This window comes from Nocardioides furvisabuli (assembly GCF_021083185.1).
GTDB classification, from domain to species: domain Bacteria; phylum Actinomycetota; class Actinomycetes; order Propionibacteriales; family Nocardioidaceae; genus Nocardioides; species Nocardioides furvisabuli.
In genome coordinates this window covers 474,871-489,668 of record NZ_JAIGQB010000003.1, presented here as the reverse complement: position 1 = coordinate 489,668, position 14,798 = coordinate 474,871, and the positions used below count along the sequence as shown (strand labels likewise).

The 14,798-nt window shown below is 73.7% G+C and carries 12 protein-coding genes; 6 read left to right on the top strand and 6 right to left on the bottom strand.

Features of this window, described 5'->3' with window-relative positions:
* Positions 1-406: 406 nt before the first annotated feature.
* Both K4G59_RS08715 and K4G59_RS08710 read right to left on the bottom strand, forming a co-directional pair.
* Positions 407-1,639: a fatty acid desaturase family protein gene (locus K4G59_RS08715; protein ID WP_231250567.1), complete on the bottom strand. Its 1,233-nt coding sequence runs from the start codon at positions 1,637-1,639 to the stop codon at positions 407-409.
* Positions 1,640-1,672: 33 nt separating this feature from the next.
* A complete protein-coding gene (locus tag K4G59_RS08710) occupies positions 1,673-2,803 on the bottom strand; it encodes a ferredoxin reductase (RefSeq protein ID WP_231250566.1) in 1,131 nt (376 codons plus the stop codon).
* A 103-nt stretch (positions 2,804-2,906) separates the two neighbouring features.
* On the opposite strand from K4G59_RS08710, the gene K4G59_RS08705 reads away from it, so the two are divergent.
* Positions 2,907-4,088, top strand: coding sequence for a PucR family transcriptional regulator (locus tag K4G59_RS08705; protein WP_231250565.1), 1,182 nt, complete (start codon positions 2,907-2,909; stop codon positions 4,086-4,088).
* A 108-nt stretch (positions 4,089-4,196) separates the two neighbouring features.
* Here K4G59_RS08705 and K4G59_RS08700 read toward each other — a convergent pair whose 3' ends face one another.
* The gene (locus K4G59_RS08700; protein ID WP_231250564.1) at positions 4,197-5,690 is read right to left on the bottom strand and encodes an amidohydrolase; all 1,494 of its coding nucleotides are present in this window, start codon (positions 5,688-5,690) and stop codon (positions 4,197-4,199) included.
* Positions 5,691-5,761: 71 nt separating this feature from the next.
* Between K4G59_RS08700 and K4G59_RS08695 the strand changes: the two genes are divergently transcribed.
* Positions 5,762-6,421 (top strand): hypothetical protein, encoded by a 660-nt coding sequence (locus K4G59_RS08695; protein ID WP_231250563.1) that lies wholly within the window; start codon positions 5,762-5,764, stop codon positions 6,419-6,421.
* A complete protein-coding gene (locus K4G59_RS08690; RefSeq protein ID WP_231250562.1) occupies positions 6,418-7,065 on the top strand; it encodes a hypothetical protein in 648 nt (215 codons plus the stop codon). The genes K4G59_RS08695 and K4G59_RS08690 overlap by 4 nt, the downstream gene beginning before the upstream one ends.
* A gap of 2 nt (positions 7,066-7,067) precedes the next feature.
* On the opposite strand, the gene K4G59_RS08685 is transcribed toward K4G59_RS08690, so the two are convergent.
* Positions 7,068-8,516 carry a serine/threonine-protein kinase gene (locus K4G59_RS08685; RefSeq protein WP_231250561.1) on the bottom strand — a complete coding sequence of 483 codons (1,449 nt, stop codon included), beginning with the start codon at positions 8,514-8,516 and terminating at the stop codon, positions 7,068-7,070.
* Positions 8,517-8,536: 20 nt separating this feature from the next.
* Between K4G59_RS08685 and K4G59_RS08680 the strand changes: the two genes are divergently transcribed.
* Genes K4G59_RS08680 through K4G59_RS08670 form a run of 3 tightly spaced genes read left to right on the top strand, consistent with a single transcriptional unit; the run spans position 8,537 to position 12,121 of the window.
* Positions 8,537-9,115: an RNA polymerase sigma factor gene (locus tag K4G59_RS08680; protein WP_231250560.1), complete on the top strand. Its 579-nt coding sequence runs from the start codon at positions 8,537-8,539 to the stop codon at positions 9,113-9,115.
* Positions 9,112-10,620, top strand: a complete 1,509-nt coding sequence (locus K4G59_RS08675) for a M1 family metallopeptidase (RefSeq protein ID WP_231250559.1) — start codon at positions 9,112-9,114, stop codon at positions 10,618-10,620. The genes K4G59_RS08680 and K4G59_RS08675 overlap by 4 nt, the downstream gene beginning before the upstream one ends.
* A 28-nt stretch (positions 10,621-10,648) precedes the next feature.
* Positions 10,649-12,121, top strand: coding sequence for a carboxyl transferase domain-containing protein (locus K4G59_RS08670; protein ID WP_231250558.1), 1,473 nt, complete (start codon positions 10,649-10,651; stop codon positions 12,119-12,121).
* 124 nt (positions 12,122-12,245) lie between these two features.
* Here the strand turns inward: K4G59_RS08670 and K4G59_RS08665 are convergent, their stop codons facing one another.
* On the bottom strand, positions 12,246-13,226 hold the full coding sequence (locus tag K4G59_RS08665; protein WP_231250557.1) for a coiled-coil domain-containing protein: 981 nt from the start codon (positions 13,224-13,226) through the stop codon (positions 12,246-12,248).
* On the bottom strand, positions 13,219-14,649 hold the full coding sequence (locus tag K4G59_RS08660; RefSeq protein WP_231250556.1) for a coiled-coil domain-containing protein: 1,431 nt from the start codon (positions 14,647-14,649) through the stop codon (positions 13,219-13,221). The genes K4G59_RS08665 and K4G59_RS08660 overlap by 8 nt, the downstream gene beginning before the upstream one ends.
* Positions 14,650-14,798: the final 149 nt, after the last annotated feature.

Here is a 14,798-nt window from a genome sequence, read left to right as displayed (position 1 = left end):
ACGCCGTTCGCGACTAGGAGAAGCCTTGGCGAAGTCTGCGAGAGACGGTCCAGACAGGCCCGAGATCGTGTCAAGGACCTGCGGTCACGCCTCGTCCGCCACGGGACACCACGCCCGTACGGCGACCCCCCGACCGCCGTACGGGCGTGACTCAGCGTCGGGGCGGACTCCCCGCGGTCGCCGCGTCCCCCGCGGCACGAGGCCTCGGCAGGACCGGCTGCGCGGTCTCGGCCCGTCCGTCGTACGCCGACTCCCCCACTGCACCGATGCGGATCATCGGACCGCTCCCCTGGTCGTGCTCATCTCGATGCCTCTCCCCGTGCTTCCCTGATGTCTACAAGGATGCTCCCGGAACCCCCCTGATACATACGTGCCAGCACGAAGGTCCAGACCACCGGGTCGCGGGTCAGGCGGCCGCGCGGGCCTCGCTCTCGAGCTTGCGGCCGAGCAGGCGACGCGTACGCCGGTCACCGGTGGCCATCTTGTAGAGGATGCCGAGCTGCTGCGGCGCGTTCTTGACGTTGGTCGTCTTGAGCCAGCCGTTGGGCAGCGAGAGCCGCACGACCTTGTGCCAAGCCGAGTAGACCTGCTGCGGCATGGGGCGCGCGCAGTAGGTGAGGTCGTACTTGTCGAACAGCGCCTGCACCTTCGGGGCGATCTCGGCGTAGCGGTTGGACGGCAGGTCCGGGAAGAGGTGGTGCTCGATCTGGTGCGACAGGTTGCCCGTCATGATGTGCAGGGCCTTCGATCCGGAGATGTTGGCGCTGCCCAGCATCTGGCGGACGTACCACTCGCCCTTGGTCTCACCGTCGATCGAGCGCTTCTCGAAGGTCTCGACACCCTCGGGGAAGTGACCGCAGAGGATGACCGAGTTGGACCACAGGTTGCGCACGATGTTGGCGGTGAAGTTGGCCGCGAGCGTGGGCAGGAAGGAACCGGTCGGGATCGACAGGGCCGGGTGGACGACGTAGTCCTTGGTGGCCTGCCTGCGGATCTTGCCCAGCACCTGCTTGGCGCGACGGCGGAAGTCGGGGTCCTTGGTCTGCTTCTTGGCGATGACCGAGCCGAGCTCGAGGTCGTAGGCCGCGATGCCGTACTCGAAGAAGACGGCGTTGATGAAGCAGAACACCGGCTGGGCGAGCGAGGCCGGCGTCCACGGCTGGTCCTCGTCCACGCGCATGATGCCGTAGCCGAGGTCGTTGTCCTTGCCGATGACGTTGGTGTAGGTGTGGTGCAGCTCGTTGTGGCTGTGCTTCCACTGCTCGGCCGGCGAGGCCATGTCCCACTCCCACGTGCTGGAGTGGATCTTCGGGTCGCGCATCCAGTCCCACTGGCCGTGGAGGATGTTGTGGCCGATCTCCATGTTGTCGAGGATCTTCGAGACGCTCAGGCCCAGCGTGCCGAGCACCCAGGCCGGCGGGAAGGCGCTGAACAGCAGCACCGCGCGCGAGCCGAGCTCGATCTTGCGCTGCGTGTCGATGACCCGTCGGATGTAGGCCGCGTCGGCGGCACCGCGGCTGTCGAGGACGTCCTGGCGGATGGCGTCGAGCTCGATGCCGATCTGCTCGATGTCGGCCTCGGTGAGGTGGGCGATCGGGTTGTCCTGCCCGAGGACGGACTTCTTCTGGATCGTGGTCATGTCGATCTCCTGGGGTGTCGGGGGAGGTCTGGGTCAGTGGTCGATGTGGCACGGGCCGGCGGCGGCGTTGATGCAGGTCTGCACCTTGATGTCGCCGGTCTCGCCGGGAACGGCGGTGGTGATCGCGCCGTTGCGCAGGTCGCGGACGCTGCCCTCGCGCAGGGGGATGACGCAGCCCATGCAGATGCCCATCCGGCAGCCGCTCGGCATGAGCATCCCGGCCTCCTCCGCGGCGTCGAGGATCGGCGTCGCGCCGTCGAGGTCGAGCGTGGCGCCGGAGGCGAAGGTGACGGTGCCGCCGTCGCCGGGCTCGACGCGCGCGGTGCGGAACTGCTCGGTGGTCAGGGCGAGGCCGGCGGCCTCGTGGTGGGCGCCGAGGGCGTCGAGCAGGCCGGCGGGACCGCACGCCAGCGTGGTGCGCTCGGCGAGGTCGGGCACCAGGGTGGCCAGGTCGTCGACGTCGAGCACGCCGTGCTCGTCGTCGTACCTCGCCACCAGGCGGACCGCGCCGGCGGCGTCGAGCGCCTCGAGGTCGCGGATGAAGATCGAGTGGGGGTGGCTCGGCGCGACGTGCACGACCACGATGTCGTGCTCGGCGCTGCGGGGCGGGCGCAGCACGCCCTCGTCGGTGCTGGGGAAGAGGTTGCGCAGCATCCCGATGACGGGCGTGATGCCCGACCCCGCGGTCACCATGAGGAACTTGCCACCCTCCGGGGGCAGCACGAACTCGCCGGCGGCCTGCTCGAGGTGCACGAGCGTGCCGGGCCGGGCCTCGTGGACGAGGTGGTTGCTGACGAGGCCGTCCGGCACCGCCTTGACCGTGATGGAGATGCGGCCGTCGCGGCGCGGGCCGTGGGTGAGCGAGTAGGCCCGCCACTGGCGTACGCCGTCGATGTCGATGCCGATGCGGAGGTACTGGCCGGGCACGTGGCCGGCCCAGTCGGCGCCGGGGCGGATCACGATCGTGGCCGCGTCGGCGGTCTCGGGGTCGACGGACTCGATGCGCCCGCGGAGGTCGGCACCCGGGCGCAGCGGCGCGAACAGGTCCATGAAGTCGGCGGGCAGGTAGGGCGTGGTGGCGGCCTCGGCGACGCGAACGAGGCGGTCGCCGACCGTCTTCGTCAGTCGCCGTGCGCGCACCGGGGGCTCGAGAGTCGTGCTCATGTCATCCAATGTCGCTGATCGCGGCCGCGACTTCCTGCCTCGGGCACGTGAATCGGGGCTAGACTCTTGTTCTCAGCGAACAATAACGACCCCGGGAGTCCTGATGGCATCACGCTCTGTGCGCCCCGCCACACAAATGAACACCGTCGTGGGCCTCGACCCCCAGGTGGCCGACGCTCTGCGCTCGCGGCTGGCCGAGGTCGCGAACCGTGCGGTGCTGACCATCATCGACGAGGTGCCGAGCTATGCCGGGTCGCTGAGTGGCCGGATGGGCGAGGTGATCCGCAACGCCGTCCAGCTGGCCCTCGGCGGCTTCCTCACCCTGGCCACCCGCCAGGACGCCGACGCGCCCAAGGCGCCGGCGATCGAGGGCGCCTACCAGCTCGGGCGCGGCGAGGCGCGCAGCGGGCGCACGGTCGAGGCGTTGCTCGCGGCCTACCGCGTCGGCGCGCGGGTCTCGTGGCGCGACATGGCGGACGCCGCCGTGGCTGCCGGCATCGACCCGGGCCAGCTCGCGCGCTTCGCCGAGCTGGTCTTCGCCTACATCGACGAGCTCTCCGCTGCGTCCGTCGCCGGGCACACCGACGAGCTCGAGAGCAGCGGGCGCGTGCGCCAGCGCAACCTCGAGCGCCTCGCCCGGGCACTGCTCACCGGCGCCCCGGCCGACGCGGTCAACGCCGCCGCAGAGCGCGCGGACTGGGACCCGCCGGTCACCCTGACGGCGGTCGTGCTGCCGGAGTCGCAGGTCTCGGCCGCGTTGACCGCCCTCGACCCGCGCACCCTCCAGTCCAGCGACGACGTGCCCGGCCTGCCCGAGGGCCACGCCTCCCTGCTCGCCCCGGGCACCGGGTCGGCCGGTGCGCGGCCTGCGCTCCTGCGCTCCCTGCAGGGCACCGACGCGGTCGTCGGGCCCTCGACGCCGTGGCTCGAGGCCGCCGCGTCCCACCGCCGGGCACTGCGGTGCGCGGCACTCGGGCTGGAGGGGCAGGTCGACGCCGACGAGCACCTCGCCGCGCTCCTGCTCGGCGCCGACCCCGAGGCGCGCGCCGACCTGCGCGCACGGGTCCTCGCGCCGCTGGCCGACCTGCGGCCGTCGACGGCCGAGAAGCTCACCGACACCCTCCGCAGCTGGCTGCTCAACCACGGACGCCGCGACGCCGTGGCCGAGGAGCTCTTCGTCCACGCTCAGACCGTCCGTTACCGCGTCGGGCAGCTGCGGGAGGTGTACGGCGACCGGCTGGAGGACCCGGCCTTCGTGCTGGACGCGACGCTGGCGCTGGCGTAGGGCGCTTGCCCGCCCACTCCCGCTGTAACGCCGGGTTGGTGCTTGTACCCACCTGGGTATATCCGGATGGGTACAGCTACCAACCCGGCGTTACAGCGGGGGCGGCGCTCAGACCTCGCGCTCGTACGCCGGCTCGCCCGCCACCCAGGTCACGACGACCTGGTCGGCGAAGGTCCGCAGCCTCGTGGCGTGGTCCTGGTCGGAGTCGCCGTCGAGCGGGTCGGCGTCGAGCAGCACCAGGTCGGCCGGGTGGCCGGGCGCGACGGTGCCCCAGCCGTCGGTGGAGGCGGCGAGCGCCTCGCGGGCGGTGATCGCCTGCTCGGGGTGCCACGGCTCGCGCTCGTCGGCGGAGCGGTGGACTGCGGCGGCCATCGCCAGCCACGGGTCGAGCGGCGAGACCGGGGCGTCGGAGCCGAGCACCACGTCGACGCCGTCGTCGAACATCCAGCGCAGCGGGAAGCATCGCTCCGCGCGGCCGCGCCACAGCCGCTCGGCGACGTCGCGGTCGTCGAGCAGGTGGGCGGGCTGGACGCTGGCGCGCACGCCGAGGTCGGCCATGCGGCGTACGTCGTCGCGGGTGGTGAGCTGGACGTGCTCGATGCCGCCGCGGGCGCCGGTCTCCTCGAACGCCGCGAGGGCCTCGGCCACGGCGCGGTCGCCGATGGCGTGGACCGCGACGTCGAGACCGCCGGCCGCGGCGCGGGCGAGCAGGGCGCGCAGCTCCTCGGGCGTCTGGTTGGGCTGGCCCTCCTCGGCGCCGGGCACGGCCTTCTCGGCGTAGGGCTCGCAGCACCAGGCCGAGCGGGTGTTGAGCGAGCCGTCACTGATGATCTTCAGCGGCCCCATGGTCAGGCGCGGGTCCCCGTCGAGCGGGTCGCCGGAGCGCAACCCACGCGAGAGCACGTCGTCGAGGCCGTCGGCGTAGCAGGCGTGGCGGACCCGGATCAGGTCGGCGCCCTCGGCCCAGCGCTCGGCCCAGTCCGCGACACCGCCACTGAACTCGAGGTCCACCAGGCCGACCACGCCCTGTGCGGCCGCCGCCTCCATCGAGCGGCGGTAGGCCTCCGGCCCGGTGCCGTCGGTGCCGAGCACCGTGGCGAGCCGGCCGTAGGCCATGAACCACTCACCCTCGCTCACCACGCTGTCGCGCGTGGGCAGCGCGAGCATGTGCAGCGCGGTCGTGTTGAGCCAGCCGTGGTGGCCGTCGCCGGCGATCAGCACGATCGGCTGGTCGGTCTCGACGGCATCGAGGTCGGACACCGCGGGGTTGTCCGGCCACGCGGTCGGTCGGTGGCCCCAGCCGATGACCGGCAGGTCGGGCCACTGCTCGAGACGCTCGCGCACCAGCGCCACGGCCTCCGCGCTCGAGCGAGCCGGGGCGAGGTCGAGCCGCGCCGAGGCAAGGGTCCACTGGCCGAGGTGCACGTGCTGGTCCCACAGCCCGGGCGCCAGCCAGCGCCCGCGTCCGTCGTACGTCCAGCCCCCGAGGTCGGCGAGGCCGGGGCCGACCTCGACCACGCGTCCAGCGTCGAGGCGTACGTCGACGGGGCCGGGGGCAGCAGGCTCGGTGACCGCCACGAGGCGGACGTTGCGGATCAGCATGGGACCACCGTAGGAGGCGGGGAACCACCACGCAGACCAGCCCTCCTGCGGCGGACGGCTAGATTGGTCCGGTGAAGTGGCGGGGGCCTGCAGTGCTGGTCGCGCTCCTGGCGGTCGGCGCCGGGAGCGGATTCGCCGCGTCCGCACAGACCCGCGACACCACGATCGGCACCGGCGTCGCCGCCCCGGTGCCCGCGGCACGCCCCGAGCTGCCGATCGAGGCGCCGCGACCCTTCGAGGCCGACCCCGACGACCCGGCGCTGCGGCCCGGCATCGCGATGGAGCAGGCCCGGCTCGGCAGCGGGAAGTTCGAGATCACCTTCCCCGCGCCGAAGGGCTGGAGCACCAACGCCAACGCCACCAACGAGTGGAAGTGGAAGCAGCCCGGCACGTCCAACAACACCTACGTGATGCGCATCGAGCAGATCAACAGCCAGGACATCACCATCGAGGACGCCATCGACATCCGCATCGAGCGGCTGCTCGACGAGCAGGAGGACGTGTCGATCCGCGAGCGGGGTGCGAACTCGCTGGAGTACACCTACCGCAGCAACGAGGGCAACAAGCGCCACAGCTTCATGCGGTGGCTCGACCTCGACCGCAGCGGCCAGGCCGACGTCGAGATCGTCGTGCACGGCCGCGAGCGGGACGTGGAGGGCACCAGCGACCTGATCCGGCGCGTGGCCGAGGGCATGCGCGGTGCCACCGCCGAGGCGATCGAGCTCCCGTGACGGACGGCCTCACGACGCGACGTGGTGCCGCGGTCCTCGCACTGCTGCTGGCGGTGGGCCTGGTGGGTGGCTTCGGCGCCTCCTGGGCCCTCGGCGAGCTTCCTCGCGGCGACGGCGCGCCCACCCCGGTGGTCGCCGCTTCGCCGAGCCTGCCGGTGGACCCCGTGCCCGACATCCTCCCCGACCCGGCGTACCCGCCCCTCGAGCCCGGCGCCCGCCTGGTCACGGGTGAGGTCGGGAGCGGCGGGTCCCGGATGACGCTGCCGGTGCCGCAGGGCTGGACCTTCTCGGAGAACTCTCTCGACGAGTGGCAGTGGCGGCCGCCGGACCAGCAGTCCTTCGGCCAGGTCATGCGCGTCGAGCAGGTGCTGAGCAACCGCCGCTCGATCAGCTGGACCCTGGAGCGCCGCATCGACGAGCTCGACGAGGACGAGCAGAACGTCACGATCCTCGAGCGGACCGACGACAGCCTGCACTTCACCTTCGTCACCAGCAACCACCTGCGCCACGGCTTCCTCACCTGGCTCGACGTCACCGGCTCCGACGACGCGCAGGTCGAGATCGCGGTCACCGGGCGGGCCCGGGACGCCGACGGCATGGCCGACCTGATCAGCCGCGTCGCAGCCGGGGTCTCGCTGGGCTGAGCTCAGATCCCGGACGTCCTGACCGAGTCGAGGACCGTGTTGGCCGTGGCGCGTCGGTCGCTGCGGACCTGCACCCAGAGCAGCTGGCTGGCATTGACCTGGACGACGCGCTCGACCATGTAGTCGGCGCCGGGGCAGCCGCTGAAGATCATCGTCATCGACGCGTCGCCGTTGCGTTCGTCCCTGATCAGCCCGCCGGGGGCGTCGACGCACTCGGCGTGCTGCGGCACGCGCGAGGGCAGCTTGTCGGAGGAGAGGATCCCGACGAAGACGCCTGGGGCGGCGCCCTCCTCGGTGTTCCACCCCTCGCGGCTGCCGGCGGCCAGCGCCGGCTGCGACTGCTCGCCCTCGACCGGCACCCACTGCTCGGGGTCGACCTGCGCCGTCCACGACTCGGGCACGATCACCTCGATGGTGCCGGTGTCGTCGACGAGAGTCCGCGTGGCGGTGCTGGCGCGCTCGAGCGACCAGCCCGCACCGGCGCCGATCAGGAGCACTGCGGCGGCCGCGACGAGCCCCGGCCAGCGGCGGCGAGCGGACGGCCGGTCGGACGGCGTCGGGTCGGCGGCGCCGGCGCCCGGCTCGGTGCGGGTGAGGTCGGGATCGGTGGGGACCCACGCCTGCGGGGACGCGTCGAGCTCCCCGCCCATCGCGTGCACGAGCGCGGCGGTGAAGGAGGCGACGTCGTCGAAGCGGTCGTCGCGGTCCTTGGCCAGCGCGCGCAGCACCACGGCCTCGGCGTCGGGGTTGCCGATCCCCATCGGCGGCGGCGGTGCGGGGTCCTCGGCCGCGGAGAGGCTGGCGTGGGCGAACGGCTGGCGACCGGCGAGCAGGTAGTGGGCCAGCGCCGCGAGCGAGAACTGGTCGGCGCGCGCGTCGAGGCCCTCGCCCCGGGCCTGCTCCGGGGCGACGTACGTCGGCGTGCCTCCCACCATGGTCAGGCGCGAGGACATGTCCATCGCCTTGCCCAGGCCGAGGTCGCCCAGCATCGCGATCACCTGCTCGCCGCCGGCGGTGCCCACGGTGCGGAAGAGGACGTTGGCGGGCTTCACGTCGCGGTGCAGCACCCCGCGCTCGTGCAGGGCCGTGAGGCCCTTGCCGACCTGGTCGACGACCGTCAGCGCCTGCGCGTGGCTCAGCCTGCCGAGCTCGAGCCGGTCCGCCAGCGTGCCCTGGTCGGCGTACGCCATGACGAGGAAGGGGCGCTCGTCGTCGAGCTCGCCGGCGTCGTAGACGCTCACGACGTGCGGCGACTCCACCTTGCGCAGGAAGCGGCCCTCCTCGACGAAGCGCTGCCGGGTGTGGAGGTCCCCGGTCCAGTTGTCCGCCAGCACCTTGATGGCCACCGGCGAGTCGAGGTGCTCGTCGTGGGCGAGCCACACGGTCGCGAACGCCCCGGACCCGATGCGACGGCGCACCGGGTAGCGACCGAGACGAGAGGGAGCGGACACGTGGGCATTATCGTGCAGGGGTGATCTATTCGGGGGACCCGGCCGACGCGCTGACGCCGGACGACATCGACGACCTGGCGCGCCGGGCGCGCGAAGGCGACCGTGACGCGCTCGAGATGCTGCTCGGGGCGGTGCGTCCGCGGGTGCTCAACATCTGCCGCGGGGTGCTCCCCTTCTCCGGCGACTCCGAGGACGCGTGCCAGGAGGCGATGCTCAACGTCGCCACCCGGATCGACACCTGGGGCGGTCGCGGCCGCTTCACCACGTGGCTGCACATCGTGGCGGTCAACAGCGCCCGCACGACCTACCGCCGCCTCAAGAACCTCGCCACCCCGACCGACTTCGAGGACGGCGCCCACGACCGGCCCGACCCGCGCACCACCAGCGTCATCGCCGGAACCCGCCTGGACCTGCTCGACGCGTTGGAGACCATCGAGGTGGACCATCCGCAGTACGTCGAGCCGCTGCTGCTGCGCGACGTCTACGGCCTGCCCTACGACGAGATCGCCGCGCTCGTCGACGCCCCGCTCGGCACCGTCAAGGCGCAGATCCACCACGGCCGCAAGCTCGCCCGGCCGCTGCTCCGGGGCGAGAGGTGAGCCTCACCGCTCACACCGGACTCGCCCTCGTCCTGTCCCTCACCGTCCTCACCGGCTGCTCCGACGACGTCGCGACCCCCGACGCCCTCACCGCGCCGCGGCCCCCGGCAGCGGCGCCGGCCTCCGACGGCGTCGCGCGGGCCTCGGCGCCCGCGGTCGCGGAGCCCGTCGAGCAGGACCTCGACCTCGCCGTCTCCGAGCCGCGCGAGGACAGCGTCTACCCCGACGTCGGCGACCCGCGGGTCGACGCCCTGCACTACGACCTCGACCTCGCCTGGGAGCCGGGGCGCGAACGACTGACCGGGCGGGCGGTCGTCACCTTCCGCGCCGCCCGCACGGCCCCGCGCTTCCAGCTCGATCTCGGCGCGCCGCTGGCGGTCGAGCAGCTGACCCTGGACGGCGAGCCGGTCCGCTTCGCGCGCCGCGGCAAGGACCTGGTGGTGCAGGCCCCGATCACCGCCGACGACCGCCACGAGCTCGCCGTCGACTACTCCGGCACCCCCGAGCCCGCCCCCGCGCCCACCACGCGCAGCGACTTCTCCACCACGGGCTTCACCGTCACCGACACCGGCGAGGTGTGGACCATGCAGGAGCCCTACGGCGCCTACACGTGGTACCCGGTCAACGACCAGCCGTCCGACAAGGCCCTCTACGACGTGACGGTGCACGCCCCGGCGCCGTGGACCGGGATCTCCAACGGCGCGCTCACCGAGCTGACCGCCGACGAGGACGGCACGACCACGTCGTGGCAGCTCGCCGAGCCCGCGTCGTCGTACCTCATCACCCTCGCGATCGGTGACTACGCCCACGCCGCCGGCACGACCGAGGACGGTCTGCGCGTCGACTACTGGACCCCGCGCGGGATGGTGCGCCGGCTCGAAGGGATCCAGAGCGCCGCGGCCACCGTCGACTGGGTCGAGGACCGCCTCGGCGACTACCCCTTCGACACCCTCGGCCTCGTCGTGACCGCCTCGCAGAGCGCGATGGAGACCCAGACGATGGTCACCCTCGGTGACAACGACTACGTCCTGTCCCCGCAGGTCGTCGCCCACGAGCTCGTGCACCAGTGGTACGGCGACCAGGTCTCGCCGTCGGACTGGCGCGACGTGTGGCTCAACGAGGGCATGACGATGCTGCTGCAGTGGACCTACGAGGACGAGCACGACATCCGCCCGCTGCGCGACACGCTGGGCGCGGCCCGCGCGATCGACCAGCAGCTGCGCGACGACTACGGCCCGCCCGGGGCGTACGACCCGCGCCAGTTCGGCGGCTCGAACATCTACTACACGCCGGCGCTGATGTGGAACGAGCTGCGCGTGGAGCTCGGCGACGACGAGTTCTACCGCGTCGCGCGCTCGTGGCTGGCCGCGCACGACAACACGTCGGTCTCGCGCGAGCAGGCCTATGACCACTGGGAGGCCGAGACCGGCCTGGAGCTGTCGGACTTCTTCGACGCCTGGATCGTCGGTCGCACCACTCCCGGGCCGGGCGTGCCCACCGCCTGACCCCACCTCACGCGCGTACGCTCCGGGCATGGGACGCCTCTCCGCCCACGACCTCATCGACCTCGTGCTCGACAAGGGCTCGTGGACCTCGTGGGACACCGCGCCCGTGCGCGACGGCGTCGGCGAGGCGTACGCCGCCGAGCTGGCCGCAGCGGGCGAGAAGTCCGGCGTCGACGAGTCGGTGCTCACCGGCGAGGCACGGTTGCGCGGACGCCGGATCGGCGTGCTGGTGGGCGAGTTCGGCTTCCTGGCCGGCTCCATCGGCCGCGCCGCCGCGGACCGGATCGTCGCCGGCATCGAACGCGCGACCCGCGAGGGGCTGCCCCTGGTGGCGGCGCCCGTCAGCGGCGGCACCCGGATGCAGGAGGGCACGCCGGCCTTCGTGCAGATGGTGCGGATCTCCGCCGCGATCGCCGCGCACCGCAGCGCCGGCCTGCCCTACCTCGTCTACCTCCGTCACCCCACCACCGGCGGCGTGATGGCGTCGTGGGGCTCGCTCGGCCACGTCACCGTCGCCGAGCCGGGCGCGCTCGTCGGGTTCCTCGGCCCCCGGGTCTACGAGGCGCTCTACGACAAGCCGTTCCCCGAGGGGGTGCAGACCTCGGAGAACCTCTACGCCCACGGCATCGTCGACGCGGTGCTGCCGCCCGACGAGATCGCCGACATCCTCGACCGCGCGCTGACGATCCTCATGGCCGCGCGCGAGGGCGTCGCGCCGGTGGCCGACCCGGGCCACGAGGACGTCCCGGACGTCGACGCCTGGGACTGCGTGACCCGGTCGCGGCGCCCGGACCGGCCCGGCGTACGCCGTCTGCTGCGCTACGCCGCCAGCGACGTCGTGCCGCTCAACGGCACCGGCCAGGGCGAGCGCGACCCGGGGCTGCTCATCGCGCTGGCCCGCTTCGGCGAGGCGCCGTGCGTCTTCCTCGGCCAGGACCGGCGCGGGCAGACCACCGACCACCCGATGGGGCCGGAGGCGCTCCGTGAGGCCCGGCGCGGGATGCGGCTGGCCTCCGAGCTCGGGCTGCCGCTCGTGACGGTCATCGACACCCAGGGCGCTGCCCTGTCGGCGGACGCGGAGAACGGCGGGCTCGCTGGCGAGATCGCGCGGTCGCTGGCCGACCTCGTCACCCTCGACGCCCCGACGCTGTGCCTGATGCTCGGCGAGGGCAACGGCGGCGGGGCGCTCGCGCTCCTGCCCGCCGACCGCGTCGTGGCCGCTCAGCACGCCTGGCTCTCGCCGCTCCCGCCGGAGGGCGCGTCGGCGATCGTGCACCGCGACCTCGAGCACGCCGCGGAGATGGCGCGCTCCCAGCAGGTGCGCGCGCTCGACCTCCACCGCCGCGGCGTCGTCGACCGGATCGTCGCGGAGAAGCCTGACGCTGCCGACGAGCCCGAGGAGTTCTGCCGGCGGATCGGTGCCGTGCTCGAGCACGAGCTCAGCGCCCTGCTCGCCGCCGGACCGGGGTCGCCGCAGACGCGGGCGCGGCGCTACGTGTGAGCGGCTTGCCTCGTGGCGGGCGGTGAGTGAGGCAGGTTCTGGGCGCGCAGAACGTGTCTCACGCACCGCTGGCCCGAACGATCGGTGAGTGAGGCAGGTTTCGACGCTCCGAAACCTGCGTGGCTCACCGCTCCTCGAGGGCCTCGGCGGCCGCCTCCTGCGCCTCGACGACCTCTGCCTCGGTGACCGGCTCGGGAGTCGGCTCGGGCTGGGCCATCCCCACCCCGGGCACGCTGGTGCCGCTGAGGGTGGCGAGCATCTGGCGGACGTTGGAGAGCTGGGCGTTGATGCTGTCGCGGCGCTGGGCCGCGGCGGCGAGCTCGCGCTCGGACTCGGCGCGGACCCGGTCGGCGGTGGCGCGGGCCTCGGCCACCATCGTGGTCGAGCGCTCCTCGGCCTCGGTGAGCATGCGGGCGATCTTGGCCTCGGCCTCGCTGCGGCTGCGCTCCATCGCCGCCTCGGTGTCGCGGTTGCGCGCGGTCATCGCGTCGAGCTCGGCCTGGGTGGCGGCCTGCTGGGCCTGGAACTCCGAGGTCGCCTTCTGCCGGCGCTCGGCCAGGGTGGTCTCGAAGTCGGCAGCCGCCTGCGCGGCCTGGGCGCGCGCGTCCTCGTGGAGCGCCTCGGCCTCGGCCCGGCGCGCGGCGGCGTCGCGCTCGGCCGCGTCGCGCTCGGAGTCGGCTGCCGTACGCGCGTCGGCGAGCACGCGGGCGCCCTCGGCCTCGGCGTCACGTCGGGTCTCCTCGGCGTAGCGGTCGGCGGCGGCACGCAGCGAGCCGGCCTCGGCCTCGGCCTCCTTGCGCAGCGCCTCCACCTCGCCCACCACCCGGTCGCGGATCTCGGCGGCCTCGGCCTCCGCGAGGACGAGGATCTGCGCGACGCGCTCGCCGAGGTGGGCGTACGTCGGCACCTCGGGCTCCTGCACCTCGCGGGACACCAGCGCCTCGCGCGAGGTGGCGGCCTCGGCGCGGGCGGACTCGGCGGCGGACTCAGCGGCCTCGAGTCGGCGGCGGAGCTCGGCGACCTCGCCCTGTGCCTGGGCGACCGCACGCTCGACCTCGGCCGGGTCGTAGCCGCGGCGGACCGTCGTGAACATCTCTTCAGGCATCGGGGTTCTCCTGGTCGGGGGTCTGGCTGAGGGGGTGGGGGTCGGGCTGGCGCTCGGGGACGGAGAGCGCCTCGATGACGCCGGAGAACTGGGCGAGCTCGCCCGCGATGGTGTCGCGCTGGGCCTGGAGCTGGGCGATCTCGGCGCGGGCGCGCTCGACCGCGCGACGGGCGCCCTCACGGAGCTGGTCGGCCTCGGCGCGGCCCTCGGCGACGTGCGCGAGCGACTCCTCGCGGGCGCGCCGTCGCTCCTCAGCGGCAGTGGCGCGGATGCGGGTCACCTCCTCGGCGACGAGGGCGCGCAGGCTGGCCGCGCCGGTCTCCGCCTCGGCGCGACGTCGCTCGAGCCGCTCGACGGCGCGCTCGGACTCGTCGGTCGCGTCGGCGACGATGCGGGCGGCCTCGGCGTCGGCGCGTTCGAGGGAGGCACGCGCCTCGCTCTCCATCTCGCCCGCGGCCAGCGCGGCCACCTGTGCGATGTCGTCGGCGCGCTGCTGGGCGTCGGCGAGCTCGCGGTCCATCCGCTCGGCGACCGCGGCGATGACGGCCTGGAGTCGACGGCGTACGCCCCGCACGTGGGCCGCGATCTCGGCGTGGGCGCCGCGACGGATCGCATCGGCCTCCTCCGACGCCCCGGCGAGCACGGACCTGACCGTCGCGGTGGCCCAGGCGGTCTGCTCGGCGGCGTGCCGCAGCTGCTCCTCGCTCTCGGCGCGGGCGGCGGCGAGGGTGCCCTCGGCCGCCTGGCGCATCCGCTCGACGTCGGCGCCGGTCGTACGCCGCTGCTCCTCGAGCTGCAGCGCTGCCTCGTCGCGCATCCGGGCGGACTCGGTGGACGCGCTCGCGCGCAGCGACTCGGCCTCGGCGGTCGCGGAGTCGAGGTGGTGCCGGGCGGTGGCGCGCGCCTGCTCGACGAGCTGGGCGGCGCTCTCCCGCGCCGCTCCGACCGTCGCGTCAGCCTCGGCGCGCGCGGCCTCGAGCAGGGCCGCCTTCTCGGCGGCGGCGCTGTCGCGCAGCTCCTGCGACTCGGCACGGAGCGCGATCGCGTCCGCGCGGGCCTGCTCGCGCAGCAGGTCGCCCTCGGTGCGCGCCGCCTCGACCTGCTCGTCGCGCGCGCCCTCGGCCGAGCTCATGAGGAGGGCGGCCTGCTCGTTGGCGTCGACGACGATGGTCGCCGCCTCCTGCGAGGCGCCGGCCAGGACCACCTCGGCCTGACGGCGGGCCCGCGCGGCCTCGGCGCGGTCGCGCTCGGCCTCGGCCATCAGGCTCCGGGCCTGCTCACGCAGCGTGGCGAGGTCGGCGGTGAGCCGCTCGGCCTCCTGGCGGGCCTCGCGCTGGAGCTGGTCGGCCACCTGCTGGGCGCGGGCCAGCACGGTCGCCGTGGTGGGCTCGCCCGAGGCGGCCCTGGCGGCGTCGAGGGCCATGGGCCCCTCCCTTCGCGCATTCCGAGGGGGCCATCCTCGCAGGCCACCCGTGGGGGTGACAAAGAGGCGGTCCGCCGGTTGCGCCCACAGCGGGACGTCGCGTCGTGCACCGTCGCGACGGCTGCGATGGCCCGACCACTGACCGGGCA